Source organism: Pseudoduganella aquatica (assembly GCF_009857595.1).
Lineage (GTDB): Bacteria > Pseudomonadota > Gammaproteobacteria > Burkholderiales > Burkholderiaceae_D > Rugamonas > Rugamonas aquatica_A.
In genome coordinates this window covers 289,806-306,871 of record NZ_WWCU01000003.1, presented here as the reverse complement: position 1 = coordinate 306,871, position 17,066 = coordinate 289,806, and the positions used below count along the sequence as shown (strand labels likewise).

Genomic DNA, 17,066 nt, shown 5'->3' with positions numbered 1-17,066 from the left:
CCGATGTCGTTTTCCAATTTGTCCCGCCTGTCCCGGGAGCAGCCGCTGCGCATGCTGCTGGTCCTTGCCGGCGAGGCGGACACGCTCACCTGGGCCGGCCTGGTCCAGCCGTTGCGCCTGGCCGCGCGCAGCGTGGGCGTGCGGTTCGAGCTTGATATCCGCAGTCCGCAGCAGGTGGCCGAGGCGCCGCCGGGCGGCTGGCACGTGGCGCTGCTGGTGGCCGACGAGCAGCAGGCCGAGTCCCCGCCGGCGCAGCTGCGCCTGGTGGCCGAGCGCCTGCGCAGCGCGCCCTACTGGGGCGGAGTGGGCGCGGGCGTGCTGTGGCTGGCCGAGGCGGGCATGATGGGCGGCGTGCGCATTGCGCTGCCGTGGGCCTTGTATGCGGACACCGAGGGCATCACCGAGCGCGCCATCCTGACCCCGCACCTGTTCGAGATCGACGGGCCGCACCTGAGCTGCTGCGGCGGCTCGGCCAGCGCCGACTTCGCGCTGACCTTGATCGACGCGCTGTACGGCGCCAATGTGCAGGCCGAGGTGAAGGAGGCGCTGTGCATAGACCGCGTGCGCAGCCACGAGGAGCGCCAGCGGGTGGCCTTGCAGGCGCGCTTCGGCGCCTTGCAGCCCAAGCTGTCGGAGGCGGTGACGCTGATGGAGGCCAATATCGAGGAGCCGCTGTCCACCGACGACATCGCCAACCTAGTGGGCCTGTCGCGCAGGCAGCTGGAGCGGCTGTTCAAGCAATACCTGGGCAGCTTGCCCTCGCGCTACTACCTGGAGCTGCGGCTGCAGCGCGCGCGCCAGCTGCTGCTGGAAACCAATTCGTCCATCGTGCAGGTGGGGCTGATGTGCGGCTTCTCGTCCGGCTCGCATTTCTCCACCGCCTTCGGCACCCTGTTCGGCAACACTCCGCGCGAGGAGCGGCAGCGCAAGCTCAACGGCTGAACCGGCGGGTTACGCCGCGTTGCGGCTAACCCGCCCTACGGTTTTCATGCGATGGGACGTCGTTATAGCGTAGGGCGGGTTAGGCGGAGCCGTAACCCGCCGATGCCGTCGCGGGCAGCGCCACGATGCCATGCGTGGCGCTGGCCGTGCCTGCGGTGGGTTCCGGCGCCACCAGCGGCAGGGTCAGCTCGAAGCGCGTGCCCTTGCCGTCCTCGCTGTGCAGCGCGATGGCGCCGCCCAGCACGCCCGACACCAGCGTCTGCACAATGTACAGCCCCAGTCCCGAGCCCCCCTGGCCCATGCGGGTGGTGAAGAAGGGGTCGTACACCTTGTTGCGGTGCTCGGCCGGAATGCCGGCGCCGTCGTCCATATAGCTGAGCTGCACGCGCTCGCCGGCCGGCGTGGCCGTAATCCGCACGGTGCCGCCCGGATGGTTTGCGAAGCCGTGCACCAGCGTGTTCTCCAGCAGGTTGGACAGTACTTGTGCCAGCGGCCCGGGGAAGCTGTCCAGCTCGATATCGGCGGCGATCTCGACCACGATGCGGTGCGGCGTGCCCTTCCAGGCGTTGTGGTGGGTGGCCACCACTTCGCGCACGATGTGCGCCAGGCCGAAGCGGCGCCGCCGCACGCTGGCCTGGTCCACCGCGATTTCCTTGAAGTTGTCGATCAGCGCCGAGGCGCGGTAGGCGTTGCGCTCGATAATGCCGCAGGCCTGCTGGCACTGCTGCACAAACTGGTCGGCCTGCGAGCGGCGCAGCCCGCCGCTGGCCAGGGCGCCGCCGAACTCGCGCACCAGGTCGTGCAGCGAGGTGGCGGCGGTCAAGGTGCTGCCCAGCGGCGTGTTCAGTTCGTGCGCCATGCCGGCCACCAGCCGTCCCAGTGAGGCCACTTTCTCGGTCTGCACCAGCTGCTCGGCGGCCAGGCGCAGTTCGTCGTTGGCGCGGCTCAGCTGCATGGTGCGCTGCTCCACGCGCAGTTCCAGCGCCGCGTTCAGCAGCTGGATCTCGTCCTCGCGCGCGCGCCGCATCGACACTTCCTGCTGCAGCTCAGCGGTGCGGCGTTTGACCATCACGCGCAGCTGCACGATGAACACCACCGCCACCAGCACCGCCACCAGCAGCGCGCCCAGCGGGCGGTAGTCGATCTCGTGCGCGTATTGCACCGTGGCCCATTTCTGGCGGATGGCGTCGCGCTCGGTGCGTGGAATGGCGTCGAGCGCCAGGTCCAGTATCGGCAGCAGCTCCGGCCAGTCGGCCCGCACGCCGTAGCCGATGTGGTACTGGTAATCCGTTTCGCCGGCCACGCGGATGTCGCTCGCGCCTTGTTCCACCAGCTGGTGGGTGCCGGTGATCAGCGGGCCGACAAAGGCTTCGATCTTGCCGCTGCGCAGCAGGTCTGCGGCCTGCTGGAAATTGTCCGTGGGCACAGCCTGGATGCCGGGCCAGTCATGCCGCAGCAGGCCCGCCACGCTGGTGCGGGCCGACACGCCCACCGGCTTGCCGGTCAGCCCGCCCAGTCCGCCCGGCGGCGGCGTGCCGACCCGGTTGAAGATCACGATGGGCGTGGTCATGAAGGGCTGCGTCACGTTCAGGTAGGCGCGCCGCTCGGGCGCCTGGGTGATGGCCGAGACGATGTCCACTTCCTTGTTCTGCAGCCTGGCCAGCTGCTCGGCCACGCTCTTGCTGGGCACCAGCTCGAAGCGCACGCCCAGCATTTCCTCCATGCGGTGCAGGAAATCGAGCGAGATGCCGCGTTGCTTGCCGTCCTCGCCGCGCCATTCGATGGGGGCGCGGCCGCCGTCCATGGCCACGCGCAGCACCGGATGGGCGGCCAGCCAGTCGCGCTGGGCCGGTGTGAGCGGCAGCTCGCGCTGCACGTGCACGCCGTCGGCCGCTGCCAGCCAGCGCGAGCGTATCAGTTCGTGCTCGGCCGGGGTGATGGCGGCCAGCCCCTTGTTAACGATGGACAGCAGTTCGGGCGCGTCGTTGCGCAGGGCGAAGCGCACCGTGGCCGCTTCCGAGTAGTAGTACAGCAGGCTGATCTTGAGCTGGCCGGCGCTGCCCAGCATGCGCTGGATCACGGGCAGGTCGTCGAACAGGCCGTCGGCCTCGCCCTTGAGCACGCGCGCCGCGCCTTCCTGCACGTCCGCCACCTCCACCAGCTTGCAGGCCGGGCAGCGTTCGCGCAGCACAGGCACCCGCACCGTGTTTCTCACCACGGCGATGCGCTGCCCGGCGAAGGCGGACAGGGTGCGCGCCGCCGGGTGGTCGGGCCGGGTGGCCAGCGCGATGGGCAGTTCCAAATAGGGCGTGGAGAAATTGAGCCGGGTCTTGCGTTCGGGCCGTTCGCGCGCGCACAGCACGCCGTCCACCTCGTGCGCCATGCCTTTGCGCAGCGCCTCGTCCCAGGTGGAGCCGGCGAACTGGAACTTCAGGCCGGTGTTGCGCGCCACCAGCTGCGCGTATTCGATGGAGGCGCCGGCGAAGGAGCTTGCGCCGCCGTCTTCGCGGCGGAAGTTGAGCGGGGCGTTGTACTGGTCCAGCGCCAGCGTCAGCTGTGGATGGGCTTGCATCCAGGCCCGTTCCTCGGGCGTCAGCGCGACCAGCTGCGCGTGCGCAGGCGCGGCGTGTAGCACACTGGCAACTGCCAGCAGCCACAAGCCGTATAGCCAGCCAGCAAAATGTGTTCGACCAGTTCGCATTGGAGTAACCTTGGGCAGACGCCGTCTGGACAGCATAGCCGAGTATGCAGGACGGAAACAAGGCCCGTCGCAGAATCGTATCCGGGAGTGCACAATGCGGTATCTGTTATTGCTTTCATGCATGCCCAGCCTGGCCTGCGCCCAGCAGGCCGTCACCGTGTTCGGCGTGGCGGACACCTATGTGGCGCAGGTGCGGGCCGACGGCCTGGCCGCCGCCAACCGGGCCGACGCCAGCGGCCTGCTGGCCAGCCGCATCGGCCTGCGGGGGCGGGAAGACCTGGGCGGCGGACTGGCCGCCAATTTCCTGCTGGAGGCCGGCCTGAACAGCGACGACGGCAGCCAGGCCGACGGCAACCGCCTGTTCAACCGGCAGGCCTGGGCCGGGCTGTCCGGGCCGTGGGGCGAGCTGCGCCTGGGACGGCAGAACACCCCGCAGTTTTATATGAACGGCAAGTTTGACGCTTTCACCAGCGGCACTTACGCGTCCGGCTGGAACAATCTGTTCGGCGCGCCTCCGCGCGCGGACAATGCGGTCGGACTGTTTTCGCCCAGCATGGGCGGCGTGCGCCTGCAGGCGCTGTTGGCGCGCGGCGCCACCGGCGGGGCCGCGCCGCTGGAAGAGGCCGCCGCCAACCGCAACATCCACCTGGCCGCCGAGTACGAGGGGCAGGGCCTGTACCTGGGCGCCAACTGGCAGACGGTGCGCACGGCGGCCTCGGGCACGGTGGCGCGCCGCGCCAGCGCGGGCGGCTCCTATGCGCTGGCCGGCGCCGGGGCCAGCCGGGGCTGGACCCTGTACGCGTCGGCGGGCCGCGAAAGCCGCGCCGACGGCACGCAAAGCACGCGCCTGCTGCAATTGTCGGCCCAGTACCGCTTCAGCCCCCAGGCCGCGCTCGGCTTCGGCTGGGCCGGCCTGCATGACAAGATTGATCCAAAGAAAGTCGCCGGCCACGGCGACGCCCGGCAGCTGGGCTTGCTATATCGCTACTGGCTGTCGCCCCGCACCACGCTGTACGGCGCGCTGGCGCAGCTGCGCCAGGACGAGGGCCGCAGCAGCTTCGCGCTGCTGGGCGCCGCCGTGGTGGCGCCGGCGGCCCAGGTGCGCTCGCCGCTGCCCGGCGGGGACATCCGGGGCGCGCAAGCGGGCATCCTGCATACCTTCTGAATTATGAAAATCCTTGTCGCATCCGCAAAAGAGTTTTAGCATCCCGCTTTTTATAATGTCGTACCACCCGTAGCCGCCTGGTTGCGGCCGTACCTCTATACATTGATAGGGAATGCCATGAACGCAAAGCTTGATTCGACTGTAACCACTCGCCCTGTCACCCGGCAGACTTTTGACGAAGTACTGGTTCCAACCTACGCGCCAGCCGCGATGGTGCCGGTGCGCGCATCGGGCCTGGACCTGTGGGACCAGAACGGCAAGCATTACCTGGACTTCACCTCCGGCATCGCCGTGACGGCGCTGGGCCATTGCAACCCTGTCATCGTCGAAGCGCTGACCCGGCAAGCCAACACCCTGTGGCACCTGGGTAACGGCTACACCAACGAGCCGGTGCTGCGCCTGGGCCTGGCCCTGACCGAAGCCACCTTCGCCGACCGCGCCTTCTTCTGCAACTCCGGCGCCGAAGCCAACGAAGCTGCCCTGAAGCTGGCCCGCAAGCACGCGCACGCCAAGTTCGGCGCGCACAAGTCGCGCATCATTTCCTGCTTCAGCTCCTTCCACGGCCGCACGCTGTTCACCGTGTCCGTAGGCGGCCAGTCCAAGTACACCGAAGGCTTCGAGCCGCTGCCGCCGGCCATCGACCACATTGAATACAACGACATCGCCGCGGCGCGCGCCGCCATCGGCGACGACGTCTGCGCCGTGATCGTGGAACCGATCCAGGGCGAAGGCGGCGTGCTGCCGGGCGACAAAGCCTTCCTGCAAGAGCTGCGCGACCTGTGCGACAAGACCGGCGCCGTGCTGATCTTCGATGAAGTACAGTCGGGCATGGGCCGCACCGGCCACCTGTTCGCCTACCAGGGCTACGGCATCACCCCGGACATCCTGACCTCGGCCAAGGCGCTGGGCAACGGCTACCCGGTGGCTGCCATGCTGACCACCAACGAGCTGGCCGCTTCGCTGGGCGTCGGCTCGCACGGCACCACCTACGGCGGCAATCCGCTGGCCGCCACCGTTGCGCTGGCCGTGGTCAATGTGATCAACCAGCCGGCCTTCCTGGCGCGCGTGCGCGAAGCGTCGGCCAAGATGGTGGCGCTGCTCGAAGGCCTGGCCAAGGACTACCCGGCCATCCTGTCGACGGTGCGCGGCAGCGGCCTGCTGCTGGGCGTAGTGGTGGCCGACGCGTGGAAAGGCCGCTCCAAGGACATCCAGAAGGCAGCCGAAGCGCAAGGCCTGATGGTGCTGATCGCCGGCACCGACGTGGTGCGTTTCGCACCGGCGCTGGTCGTGACCGACGAGCAGATCGCCGAAGCCGGCCGCCTGCTGCGCGCAGCGCTGGACAGCCTGGCTGCGTAATACCGGCGGGTTACGCTGCGCTAACCCGCCCTACGCCCGCTTAATGGCGCGTAGGGCGGGTTAGGCGGCACGCCGTAACCCGCCATGCCCGCAGCACCCGTAAGTATAAAAACAAAGGAGTTCACATGTATGTTGTCCGTCCGGTAGAACTTGCGGATATCGCAGCGCTGGAAAAGCTGGCTGCGGTAAGCATGCCGGGTGTCCATACCTTGCCCAAGACGCGCGACAAGATCGCGCAGGCGGTCGAGGCTTCGATCGCATCCTTCAGCGCCCACGTGGACATCCCCAGCGAGGAGTCCTACCTGTTCGTGCTGGAGTCCCTGGCGGACCACGGCATCGTGGGCACCGCCGCCATTTTCGCGTCGGCCGGTTCCAACGGCACGTACTTCTCCTTCCGGAACGACGTGATCCAGCAGGTCTCGCGCGACCTGAACATCAGCCATAGCGTGCACGCCCTGACGCTGTGCTCCGAGCTGACCGCGTATTCGCAGCTGTCCAGTTTCTACGTCAACGAAGCGGTGCAGAACCGCCCCGAAGCGGCGCTGCTGTCGCGCGCGCGCCTGCTGTTTGCCGCCATGGCGCCGCAGCGCTTTGCGGACCGCTTCTTCGTGCCCCTGGCCGGCGCCACCGGCGCAAACGGCGAGTCGCCGTTCTGGGACGCCGTGGGCCGCAAATTCTTCCAGATGGATTTCCTCGACGCCGAACGCACCATAGGCGGCGCCCGCAACCGCACGCTCATCGTCGAGCTCATGCCGCACTACCCGGTCTATGTGCCGCTGCTGCCGGGCGACGCGCAGGCCGTCATGGGCCAGATCCACCCGTCCGGCGAGCTGGCTTTCAGCCTGCTGACGGCCGAAGGCTTCGAGGCCGACGACTATATCGACATCTTCGACGGCGGCCCTATCCTGCAGGCGCACAAGCACGCGCTGCGCACCTGCACCTCGTCGCTCCAGCGCACCGTGGCCACGCCGCGTCCTTCGCGCTCCGGCGAGCCGGTGGTGCCTTACGCGGTGGCCGCCAACGCGGGGCAGGAGTTCCGCGCCGTGGTGGTGGCCGTGCCTGCCATTGAAGGCAGCGCCACCATAGCCCTGCCGGTGGAAGTGCAGGAAGTGCTGCAGGTTGCCGAAGGCGGCAACGTGATTTGTGTACGCATCTGAAAAAGAGACCTTTATGCTAGTAGTACGCGCCATACAAGCCACCGACCTGGACGCCCTGTATGACATGGCCAGCCAGGTCGGCTCCGGCATGACCACGCTCAAGCCGGACATGAAGATGCTGGGCGACCGCGTGGAAATCGCCGTCGCCTCCTTTGCCGAAACCATCCCGCCCGAAAAGCGCGACTACATGTTCGTGATGGAAGACACCGACAGCGGCCGCCTGGCCGGCGTGTGCGCCATCAAGGGCTCGGTGGGCCTGGACGAGCCGTTCTACAATTACCGCATCGGCACCCTGGTGCATTCCAGCCGCGAGCTGAAAGTGTTCACGCGCATGGAAACGCTGTACCTGTCGAACGACCTGACCGGCAGCACCGAACTGTGCTCGCTGTTCCTGAACCCGGACTACCGCCACGGCAACAACGGCAAGTTCCTGTCCAAGTGCCGCTTCCTGTTCATCGCCCAGTTCCCGCACCTGTTCACCGAAAAGCTGATAGCGGAAATGCGCGGCTACCAGGAGTCCAGCGGGCGCTCGCCGTTCTACGAAGGCCTGGGCCGCCACTTCTTCAAGATGGAGTTCGACCATGTCGATGCGCTCACCGCGCAGGGCAAGAAGTCCTTCATCGCCGAGCTGATGCCGCGCCAGCCGCTGTACGTGGCCTATCTGCCGCAGGACGCGCAGGACGTGGTGGGCAAGGTGCACACGTCCACCGTGCCGGCGCGCCGCCTGCTCGAGCAGGAGGGCATGCACTTTGAAGGCTATGTCGACATCTTCGACGCGGGGCCGGTGCTGCAGGGCCGCGTGTCCGAACTGCGGGCGGTGCGCGACAGCGCCCTGGCCGTGGTCGATGTGGACACCGACATGACGCACGCCTGCGCGCCGCAGATGGAGCCGGTGCTGGTGTCGAACACCAACCTGAAGGATTTCCGCATGGTCCTGTCCGAAGCCGCTGCGGTGAACGGCAAGATCGACCTGTCCGCCGACGACCAGAAGCTGCTGCGCGTGCACGCCGGCGACGTCGTGCGCACCCTGACTCTCAACGTGAGGAAGAACACCCATGTCTGACGCATCCAGCAACACACTCAGTAACTTCATCAACGGCCAGTGGTCCGCCGGCCACGGCGCCGAACTGGTGACCATCGACCCATCGAACGGCAAGCAGACCTGGGCCAGCCGCGAAGCCACCGCCGAAGACGTGGCCGCCGCCGCCGGCGCAGCGCGCGCCGCCTTTGAAGGCTGGGCGCTCGCGCCGCTGGAGCAGCGCGTGGCCGTCGTCACCCGCTTCCGCGACCTGCTGAAGGAAAACGCCGAAGCGCTGGCGCTGCTGATCGCCGAGGAGGTGGGCAAGCCGCTGTGGGAGGCGCGCACCGAAGTGACCACCATGGCCAACAAGGTGGACATCTCCCTCCAGGCCTACGGCGCGCGCACTGGCGAAACGCGCAGCAAGGTGGCGGACGGCGAAGCAGTGCTGCGCCACCGTCCGCATGGCGTGTTCGGCGTGTTCGGCCCTTACAACTTCCCCGGCCACCTGCCCAACGGCCACATCGTGCCGGCCCTCATCGCGGGCAACACCGTGGTGTTCAAACCTAGTGAATACGCGCCGCGCACCGCCGTGAAAACCGTGCAGCTGTGGGAGCAGGCAGGCCTGCCTGCCGGTGTGCTGAACCTGGTGAACGGCGGCCGCGACACCGGCATCGCCCTGGGCCAGAACAAGGATATCGACGGCGTGCTGTTCACCGGCAGCAGCCAGACCGGCGCCGCGCTGCACCGCCAGTTCGCGGGCCAGACCGGCAAGCTGCTGGCGCTGGAAATGGGCGGCAACAATCCGCTGGTGGTGTGGGACATCAAGGACGTGGACGCCGCCGTGTTCATGGCCGTGTCGTCCGCCTTCATCTCGGCCGGCCAGCGCTGCACCTGCGCGCGCCGCCTGGTGGTGCAGGCCGGTCCGGCGGGCGACGCCTTCGTGGCGCGTCTGGTGGACGTGGCGTCCAAGCTGGTGGTGGGCGCGTCGAACGCCGAGCCGCAGCCTTTCATGGGACCCGTTGTGTCGGCGCCCATCGCCGCGCGCCTGGTGCAGGCCCAGCACGACATGGTGGCCAAGGGCGGCAAGCTGCTGCTGGAAATGAAGCAGCTGCAGGAAGGCACGGGCTTTGTTTCGGCCGGTATCGTGGACACCACCAATGCCAAGGGCATCCCGGACGAGGAGTGGTTTGGCCCGCTGCTGCAAATCATCCGCGTGGACGATTTCGACAGCGCCATCAAGGTGGCCAACGCCACCGAATACGGCCTGGCCGCCGCGCTGGTCTCGAACAACGAAGCGCTGTGGAACAAGTTCCAGGTGCTGGCGCGTGCCGGTATCGTCAACTGGAACCGTCCCACCACGGGCGCGGCCAGCAGCGCGCCGTTCGGCGGCGTGGGCAAGTCGGGCAACCACCGTCCGAGCGCCTACTACGCGGCGGACTACTGCGCCTATCCAGTCGCATCGATCGAGAACAGCGTGCTTGAAATGCCGGCCAAGCTGTCTCCAGGCATGAACTTCTAAGGAAACGACACCATGCGGCAAGCACGTGAATTCAACTTCGACGGCCTGGTAGGCCCATCCCACAACTACGCCGGCCTGTCCTTCGGCAACGTGGCTTCGTTCAACAACGTCAAGAGCGCATCGAATCCGAAGCAGGCCGCCTTGCAGGGACTGGCGAAGATGCGCGCGCTGGCGCAGCGCGGCTTTGCGCAAGCGCTGCTGCCGCCGCAGGACCGTCCCAATTTCCGCCTGCTGCGCAGCCTGGGCTTCACCGGCAGCGACGCCGATGTGCTGGCCAAGGCCTACAAGGAAGCGCCGGTGATCCTGGCCTGCGCCTACTCGGCCTCGCCGATGTGGACCGCCAACGCCGCCACCGTCAGCCCGTCTGCGGACACCGGCGACGGCCGCGTGCATTTCACGCCCGCCAATCTGAACAACAAGCTGCACCGCGCTTTCGAACACGCGCAGTCGGCACGCAGCCTGCGCGCCATCTTCAACAACCCGCGTTACTTCGCCGTGCATGATGCGCTGCCCGGCACGCCGGCCTTTGGCGATGAAGGCGCGGCCAACCACACCCGCCTGTGCGCCGCGCACGGGGCCGAAGCAGTCGAGATGTTCGTCTACGGCCGCGTGGAGTTCGACGCTGCCGCGCCTGCGCCCAAGCGCTTCCCCGCGCGCCAGACGCTGGAGGCATCGCAAGCCGTGGCGCGCCTGCACGGCCTGGCTGCGGAGCGCACCGTCTACATCCAGCAGAATCCAGACGTGATCGACCAGGGCGTGTTCCATAACGACGTGATCGCGGTCGGCAACGGCAACGTGCTGTTCTACCACGAGCAGGCCTTTGCCGACGAAGCGGCCACGCTGGCGTCGCTGCGCGCGGCCATGGCCGATGTGGGCGCGGACCTGCAGGCGGTGCGCGTGGACACCGGCGCCGTGGCCGTGGCGGACGCCGTGCACAGCTATCTGTTCAACTCCCAACTGCTGTCCAAGCACGACGGCAAGATGGCGCTGGTGATACCGCAGGAGTGCCAGGAAAACGCCGCCGTGGCGCGCTACCTGGAAAGCCTGGTGGCCAGCGGCGGCCCGGTGAATGAACTGATCCACTTCGATTTGCGCCAGTCCATGCGCAACGGCGGCGGCCCCGCGTGCCTGCGCCTGCGCGTGGCGCTGACGGACGAGGAATCGTCGGCCATGCACCAGGGTGTGATCATGACCGAGGCGCTGTACCATACGCTGGTGGCGTGGGTGGAGAAACACTACCGCGACCAGCTGGAACCGAAAGACCTGGCCGACCCCGCGCTGGCGCTGGAAGTGCACGCCGCGCTGGAGGAGCTGAGCCGCATCCTCGGCCTGCCAGGGCTGTATGATCTGTAAGTTGTAGAAAACCGGATTCATCCCCATATGGTGCCGGGGCCAACCCCCGCCACCGAACAAAAGCGTCGCCCGCCGTCCAGCCACAAGCCCCACGGTGAGACGGATACTTACAACGTATTGGAGAAGCAACGATGACACAAATGCCACAAGACCTGCGCAAACAGACGCTGGACCTGATCAACGCGAACAAATCGGCCGACAGCGGACAAGTCTCCGCCCTGATCGGCGCCTGGCTCGCGGCCATAGACGAAGAAGACCTGGCCGGCGTTGCGCCGGACAGCCTGGTGCCGGTGCTATGGGAAGGGTTCACGCAGGCGGCCAAGCGCAGCGCGGCAGGTGTGCAGATCGCCAAATTGCGCTACGCCGACGGCCGTGGCGGCAAGGCGACCGCGTTGCTGATACTGAACGACGACATGCCTTACCTGGTGGACTCCATCGTCATGGCCCTGCGCAAGCAGCGCCTGATCGCCAATGGCGTGCTGAACGCCGTGCTGCCTGTGGCGCGCGGCGCCGACGGCGTGGCGACGGCCGTGGGCGGTGCTGGAGACAAACTCGAATCCTACGTGCTGGTGCTGCTGGCCGACGACCTCGCCGAAGGCGACCTGGCGGCCCTGGTGGCGCGCCTGGAAATGGTGGCGCGCGACGCCGCCGTGGTGCGCCGCGACCTGGACGCCATGAAAGAGCGCTTCACCAGCGTGGGCGCGGCCGCAGCCGCCAACGGCGGCGAGCAAGGGCAGGAAGTGGCCGCCTTCCTGGACTGGGCGCGCACCGAAGGCTTCGAGCCATTCGGCTACGCCTACTACCAGGTGAAGCCGGGCGTGCGCGAACTGGAACGGGACATCCCCAGCCGCATCGGCGTGCTGCAGGACACCTCGCATCCGGTCTACGGCACCTGCCTGGCCAGCATTCCCGGCGACTTCGACACGCTGTCCAAGCGCCCGCACACCCTGTCCATCGTCAAGGCCGACGTGGAAGGCACGCTGCACCGCGACCAGCAGCTGGACTTCATCGGCGTGCGCAACACCGACGCCAACGGCGCCATCCTGGGCGAGCACTGCTTCGTGGGCCTGTTCACCCGCGCCGCCACCATTACCCCGCTGACCCGCATGCCCTTCGCGCGCGGCCGCATTGCGCAAGTGCTGCAGATTGCAGGCGTGCGCAAGGAAGGCTTCCGCGCCGAGAAATTCGTCGAGATCCTGGAATCGCTGCCGCGCACCGAAGCGCTGGAAGCGGAACCGCAATGGCTGGCCGACGTGTGCGGCGCCGTGGTGTCGCTGTACAAGCAGCCGCGCACCAAGGTGTTCGCCCGCCGCGACGTGTACGCGCGCCACCTGAACGTGCTGGTCTACCTGCCGCGCGAGCGCTACAGCGCCTCGGTGGCGCACGCGCTGGCGAAGGCTCTGCAGCAAAGCTCGGGCGCTTCGCATGTCAGCTCGCAGACCCTGGTGGCCGACGGCCCGCTGGCCCGTGTCTACCTGATCGCGCACGCCGCGCGCTACCCGCTGGACCTGGAATCCGACATCCAGCGTCCGCTGCTGTCCATCCTGGACGGCTGGCACAACAGCTTCTCCGCGCTGGCAGACGCCGTGTTTGAAGAAACCACCCGCGCCAGCCTGCGCAAGCTGTGCGCCACGCTGCCGGTGGACTACGTGAACGCCACCCCGCCCGCCGTGGCCTTCCATGACCTGGGCGCCATGCTGCGCCAGGGTGAAGCGGGCCGCGTGGCCGCGCGCGTGGAACTGGCGTCGGCCGACAGCGCCGCCACCACCATCCGCCTGTATTCGGTGGAGCGCGTGCCGTCGCTGTCCAACATCCTGCCGGCGCTGCACAACGCAGGCGTGGCGATCGACCGCGAGCAGACCTACGCCATCCACGCCGCCGACGGCAAGCGCCACTTCGTCACCAGCCTGCTGGTGGACGCGGACAGCGCCGCCAAGCTGGCGCAGCCCGGCGTGGCCGAAGTGGTGCAGGACCTTGTCACTTCGCTGTTCAACAATGAAGCCGAAGACGGCCGCCTGAACGGCCTGGTCATCGAAGGCGGCTTGAGCACCCGCCAGGTGCAGCTGGTGCGCGCCTACGCGAGCTACTGGCGCCAGGCGGGCAGCCGCTTCTCCGTGCGCTATGTGGCCGAAACGCTGCGCAAGCAGCCCTTGCTGGTGAAGGAGCTGGTGGACGCCTTCGAGCAGCGCTTCAATCCCGCGCTGCCGGAAAGCGAGCGCGCGGCGGTGCTGGACAAGCTGGCCGCCATCAAGTCGCGCCTGCCGTCCGTGAACCACGCGGACACCGAGGAAATCATGGCCGCCATGGTGGACCTGGTGGCCGCCACGCTGCGCACCAACTACTACCAGAACAAGCAGCAGGGCGACAAGATCATCTTCAAGTTCGACACCAGCAACCTGGCGCTGGTGCCGGAGCCGCGTCCGTTCCGCGAGATCTTCGTGTTCTCGCGCCGCTTCGAAGGCGTGCATCTGCGCGGCGGCCCTGTGGCGCGCGGCGGCCTGCGCTGGTCTGACCGCATGGAAGACTACCGCACCGAGGTGCTGGGCCTGGTGAAAGCGCAGATGGTGAAGAACGCCGTCATCGTGCCGGCCGGCGCCAAGGGCGGCTTCGTCTGCAAGATGATGCCGAAGGACGCCGTGCGCGAAACCATTGCCGCTGAAGGCGAAGCAGTGTACCGCCTGTTCATTTCCAGCCTGCTGGAAGTGACCGACAACCGCGTGCTGGGCAAGATCGTGTCGCCTGCCGACACCATCTGCTACGACGGCAACGATCCTTACCTGGTGGTGGCCGCCGACAAGGGCACCGCGACCTTCTCCGACATCGCCAACGGCATCGCCGTGCAGCGCGGCTTCTGGCTGGGCGACGCCTTCGCCTCGGGCGGCTCGAACGGCTACGACCACAAGAAGATGGGCATTACCGCCAAGGGTGCGTTCGAAGCGGTCAAGCGCCACTTCTACGAAATGGACCACAACATGGAGACCACGCCGTTCACCCTGGTGGGCGTGGGCGACATGTCGGGCGACGTGTTCGGCAACGGCGTGCTGCTGTCGAACCAGATCAAGCTGCTGGCCGCGTTCGACCACCGCCACATCTTCCTGGACCCGAATCCGGACACCGCCGTTTCCTTCGCCGAACGCCAGCGCATGTTCGCGCTGCCGCGCTCCTCGTGGGAAGACTACAACAAGGAACTGATCTCGCAGGGCGGCGGCGTGTTCCCGCGCAGCGCCCGTTCCATCGAACTGTCGCCGCAGATCCGCGCCGCGCTGGACATCGAAGAGACCGCGCTGTCGCCTGAAGAGCTGATGCACCGCATCCTGCTGGCGCCGGTGGACCTGTTCTACAACGGCGGCATCGGCACCTACATCAAGTCGTCCACCGAGTCGCATGCGCAAGTGAAGGACCGCGCCAACGACAACATCCGCGTCAACGGCAACGAGCTGCGCTGCAAGATCGTGGCCGAAGGCGGCAACCTGGGCGCGACCCAGGCCGGCCGTATCGAGTTCGCGCTGTCCGGCGGCCGCATCTTCACCGATGCGATCGACAACTCGGCAGGCGTGGACTGCTCGGACCACGAAGTGAACGCGAAGATGTGGCTGGACGTGGAAATGAATGCCGGCCAGTTGTCCGAAACGGACCGCAACCGCATCCTGAACGAAATGACCGGCGACATCGAACGCCTGGTCCTGCGCGACAACACGCTGCAAACCCACTTGCTGGTGCGCGAGCAGCAGGCCCAGTCCGAAGCTGCGGTGCAGGACGGCTATGCCGCGCTGATCGCCAGCCTGGAAGAAGAGGGCGCGCTGTCGCGCGAACTGGAGCAGCTGCCCAGCGTGGCCGAACTGGCGCGCCGCAAGCTCGATGGCCGTGGCCTGACCACGCCGGAACTGGCGGTGGTGATCGCCAACGTGAAGAACCGCTACAAGCGCATGCTGTCCGCGCTGCCGCTGACGGAGGAGAGCTGGGCCGAGGCGGTGCTGAAGCCTTACTTCCCGGACCTGCTGGTGGCCACCCGTCCTGCGCTGGCGCACCCGCTGGCCAACGCCATCCTGGCCACCGTGCTGGCCAACGAATCGGTGAACCGCTGCGGTCCGCTGATGCTGCGCGAACTGGCCGCTGAACACAGCGCCGGCGAGGCGGACGTGATCCTGGCCTGGGGCCAGGCATGGTCCGCGCTGAACCTGGCGCCGGTGTTCGAGGCGCTGGATGCGGATGCGCTGAGCGTGCCGCGCGCGGTGTCGATCAAGGTTGACGGCCGCACCCGCAGCCTGCAGCGCGCCGTGATCCAGGGCGTGCTGTCGGTGCCAGGCGAGCAGCTGCGCGCAGCCGGCGGCGTGGACGAGCTGACCCGCTTGTTCGCCCAGCCGGACATGCTGAAGAAACTGGTGCCGGCCGATGGCCAGTCCGAAGCCGACACCACGCCGGGCCTGCGCCCAGCGTTTGTCCACGCGTGGAAAGCGGTGGACGCGGTGGAAGCCGTGGCGGCCTTCGTGTTCGCGGCGCTGTCGGTCAAGCGTCCGGGCGGCATGGACCTGCCGGCCTTCCTGCAAGTGGGCATGGCCCTGCGCAGCCAGGCCGGCATCGATACGCTGGAACGCGGCCTGAAGCTGCCTGCGCAAACCCGCTCGCAAGAGCAGCTGCGCAGCTACGCCCAGCACGCCCTGCGCCGTACCCAGCAGCGCCTGCTGACGCAAGTGCTGGCCCGCGCCACCAACGGCCACGACGCCACCGAAGCCGTAGAAGTCGTGACCAACACGCTGGGCCTGTCCGGCTACGCCACCTCGGCGGACCTGGAGCAGGCGATGCTGGACGTGTGGGCGCTGTCCGAAGCGGCGAACGCCGTTCCGCTGGCGGCGTAAGCGCATGGCGATGTTGCCTGAAGCAGTGCGGGCGCTGGCCGAGGCGGACTTCAGCGCCGTCGCGGCCCGCTTCGCGGCGGCCGGTTTTGCGGTGGCGCAGCCGGCCGACGGCATCCTCACGGTAACGCGTCCGGAAGCTGGCGCCGCCCGGCCGGCGGTGCTGGTTTCCGTCGGCGTGCATGGCGACGAGACCGGCCCGATCGAAGTGGTGGCGTATTTGTTGGACGCCTTGTCACGTCAGCCTTCCGCGCTGGCGGTGGACCTGATGCTCTGCGTCGGCAACATCGGCGCCATCCGCGCCGGCAAGCGCTTTATCGACGCGGACCTGAACCGCATGTTCCGCGCCGAGCGGGGCACGCTGGAAGGTACGGCCGAAGCTGCGCGCGCCGACGTGATGGTGGCCGCCACCAGCGCCTTCTTCAAGCATGCAGGCCCGGTGCGCTGGCACCTGGACCTGCACACCGCCATCCGCCCGTCGGTCTATCCAACCTTCGCCATCGTCCCCGAAATCATCGAGGACGGTGCGCGGCAAAAGCTGATCGGCTGGCTGGGGCAGGCGGCGATAGGCGCCGTCATCATGAATCCCGCATCGGTGGGAACCTATAGCTACTACTCGGCCGAGCACCACGCGGCGGCCGGAACCACCATAGAACTGGGCCGCATCGGCACGCTGGGTGAGAACAACCTGGAGCAGTTTGCAGAGGCCTCGCAGGCGCTGGACGATCTGCTGCGCGGCGCGGAGCCGAAGGATGCGAAACAGGCGCCCCATGTGTACGCCACCGCGCGCCAGATTATCAAGCTGAGCGACCAGTTCCAAATGGCGTTTGGCAAGGACACCTGGAATTTCACGCCGCTCAAGCAGGGCGACGAAATCGCGCGCGACGGCGACACGGTCTACACCGTGCAGCACCCGGAAGAGATGGTGGTCTTCCCCAATCCCGATGTCCGCATCGGCCTGCGCGCAGGCCTGATGGTGGTGCGGCTCTCTTAACGCGG

At 67.6% G+C, this 17,066-nt stretch carries 10 protein-coding genes; 9 read left to right on the top strand and 1 reads right to left on the bottom strand.

The genetic code is table 11. The features are described 5' to 3' along the window. The first annotated feature begins 3 nt into the window (after positions 1-3). Complete coding sequence (locus tag GTP77_RS04990; RefSeq protein ID WP_161071066.1) at positions 4-942, top strand: GlxA family transcriptional regulator; 939 nt, start codon at positions 4-6, stop codon at positions 940-942. Between the two features lie 79 nt (positions 943-1,021). Here the strand turns inward: GTP77_RS04990 and GTP77_RS04985 are convergent, their stop codons facing one another. Next, complete coding sequence (locus tag GTP77_RS04985; RefSeq protein WP_161071065.1) at positions 1,022-3,514, bottom strand: transporter substrate-binding domain-containing protein; 2,493 nt, start codon at positions 3,512-3,514, stop codon at positions 1,022-1,024. Between the two features lie 223 nt (positions 3,515-3,737). Here GTP77_RS04985 and GTP77_RS04980 point away from each other — a divergent pair, with 223 nt between their 5' ends. From GTP77_RS04980 to GTP77_RS04945, 8 genes are all read left to right on the top strand, one after another. After that, complete coding sequence (locus GTP77_RS04980) at positions 3,738-4,808, top strand: porin (RefSeq protein WP_161071064.1); 1,071 nt, start codon at positions 3,738-3,740, stop codon at positions 4,806-4,808. A 117-nt stretch (positions 4,809-4,925) separates the two neighbouring features. Then, positions 4,926-6,164, top strand: coding sequence for an acetylornithine/succinyldiaminopimelate transaminase (locus GTP77_RS04975; RefSeq protein ID WP_161071063.1), 1,239 nt, complete (start codon positions 4,926-4,928; stop codon positions 6,162-6,164). Between the two features lie 125 nt (positions 6,165-6,289). Next, the gene (locus tag GTP77_RS04970; RefSeq protein WP_161071062.1) at positions 6,290-7,321 is read left to right on the top strand and encodes an arginine N-succinyltransferase; all 1,032 of its coding nucleotides are present in this window, start codon (positions 6,290-6,292) and stop codon (positions 7,319-7,321) included. 13 nt (positions 7,322-7,334) lie between these two features. Beyond that, positions 7,335-8,384 carry an arginine N-succinyltransferase gene (gene astA, locus GTP77_RS04965; RefSeq protein WP_161071061.1) on the top strand — a complete coding sequence of 350 codons (1,050 nt, stop codon included), beginning with the start codon at positions 7,335-7,337 and terminating at the stop codon, positions 8,382-8,384. Continuing rightward, the gene (gene astD / locus GTP77_RS04960; RefSeq protein WP_161071060.1) at positions 8,377-9,861 is read left to right on the top strand and encodes a succinylglutamate-semialdehyde dehydrogenase; all 1,485 of its coding nucleotides are present in this window, start codon (positions 8,377-8,379) and stop codon (positions 9,859-9,861) included. The genes astA and astD overlap by 8 nt, the downstream gene beginning before the upstream one ends. A gap of 12 nt (positions 9,862-9,873) precedes the next feature. Beyond that, positions 9,874-11,214 (top strand): N-succinylarginine dihydrolase, encoded by a 1,341-nt coding sequence (astB, locus tag GTP77_RS04955; RefSeq protein ID WP_161071059.1) that lies wholly within the window; start codon positions 9,874-9,876, stop codon positions 11,212-11,214. Positions 11,215-11,345: 131 nt separating this feature from the next. Next, complete coding sequence (locus tag GTP77_RS04950; protein WP_161071058.1) at positions 11,346-16,070, top strand: NAD-glutamate dehydrogenase domain-containing protein; 4,725 nt, start codon at positions 11,346-11,348, stop codon at positions 16,068-16,070. Between the two features lie 4 nt (positions 16,071-16,074). Continuing rightward, entirely contained in the window at positions 16,075-17,061 is a 987-nt protein-coding gene (locus GTP77_RS04945) for a succinylglutamate desuccinylase (protein ID WP_161071057.1), read from the top strand. The last annotated feature ends 5 nt before the right edge of the window (positions 17,062-17,066 follow it).

Bases quoted from the DNA above. Each gene is read 5' to 3' on its own strand.
- GTP77_RS04975 (WP_161071063.1), top strand. From the start codon at position 4,926: ATGAACGCAAAGCTTGATTCGACTGTAACCACTCGCCCTGTCACCCGG.
- GTP77_RS04980 (WP_161071064.1), top strand. From the start codon at position 3,738: ATGCGGTATCTGTTATTGCTTTCATGCATGCCCAGCCTGGCCTGCGCC.
- GTP77_RS04985 (WP_161071065.1), bottom strand. From the start codon at position 3,514: ATGCAAGCCCATCCACAGCTGACGCTGGCGCTGGACCAGTACAACGCC.
- GTP77_RS04970 (WP_161071062.1), top strand. From the start codon at position 6,290: ATGTATGTTGTCCGTCCGGTAGAACTTGCGGATATCGCAGCGCTGGAA.
- GTP77_RS04950 (WP_161071058.1), top strand. From the start codon at position 11,346: ATGACACAAATGCCACAAGACCTGCGCAAACAGACGCTGGACCTGATC.
- GTP77_RS04990 (WP_161071066.1), top strand. From the start codon at position 4: ATGTCGTTTTCCAATTTGTCCCGCCTGTCCCGGGAGCAGCCGCTGCGC.
- astB (WP_161071059.1), top strand. From the start codon at position 9,874: ATGCGGCAAGCACGTGAATTCAACTTCGACGGCCTGGTAGGCCCATCC.
- GTP77_RS04945 (WP_161071057.1), top strand. From the start codon at position 16,075: ATGGCGATGTTGCCTGAAGCAGTGCGGGCGCTGGCCGAGGCGGACTTC.
- astA (WP_161071061.1), top strand. From the start codon at position 7,335: ATGCTAGTAGTACGCGCCATACAAGCCACCGACCTGGACGCCCTGTAT.
- astD (WP_161071060.1), top strand. From the start codon at position 8,377: ATGTCTGACGCATCCAGCAACACACTCAGTAACTTCATCAACGGCCAG.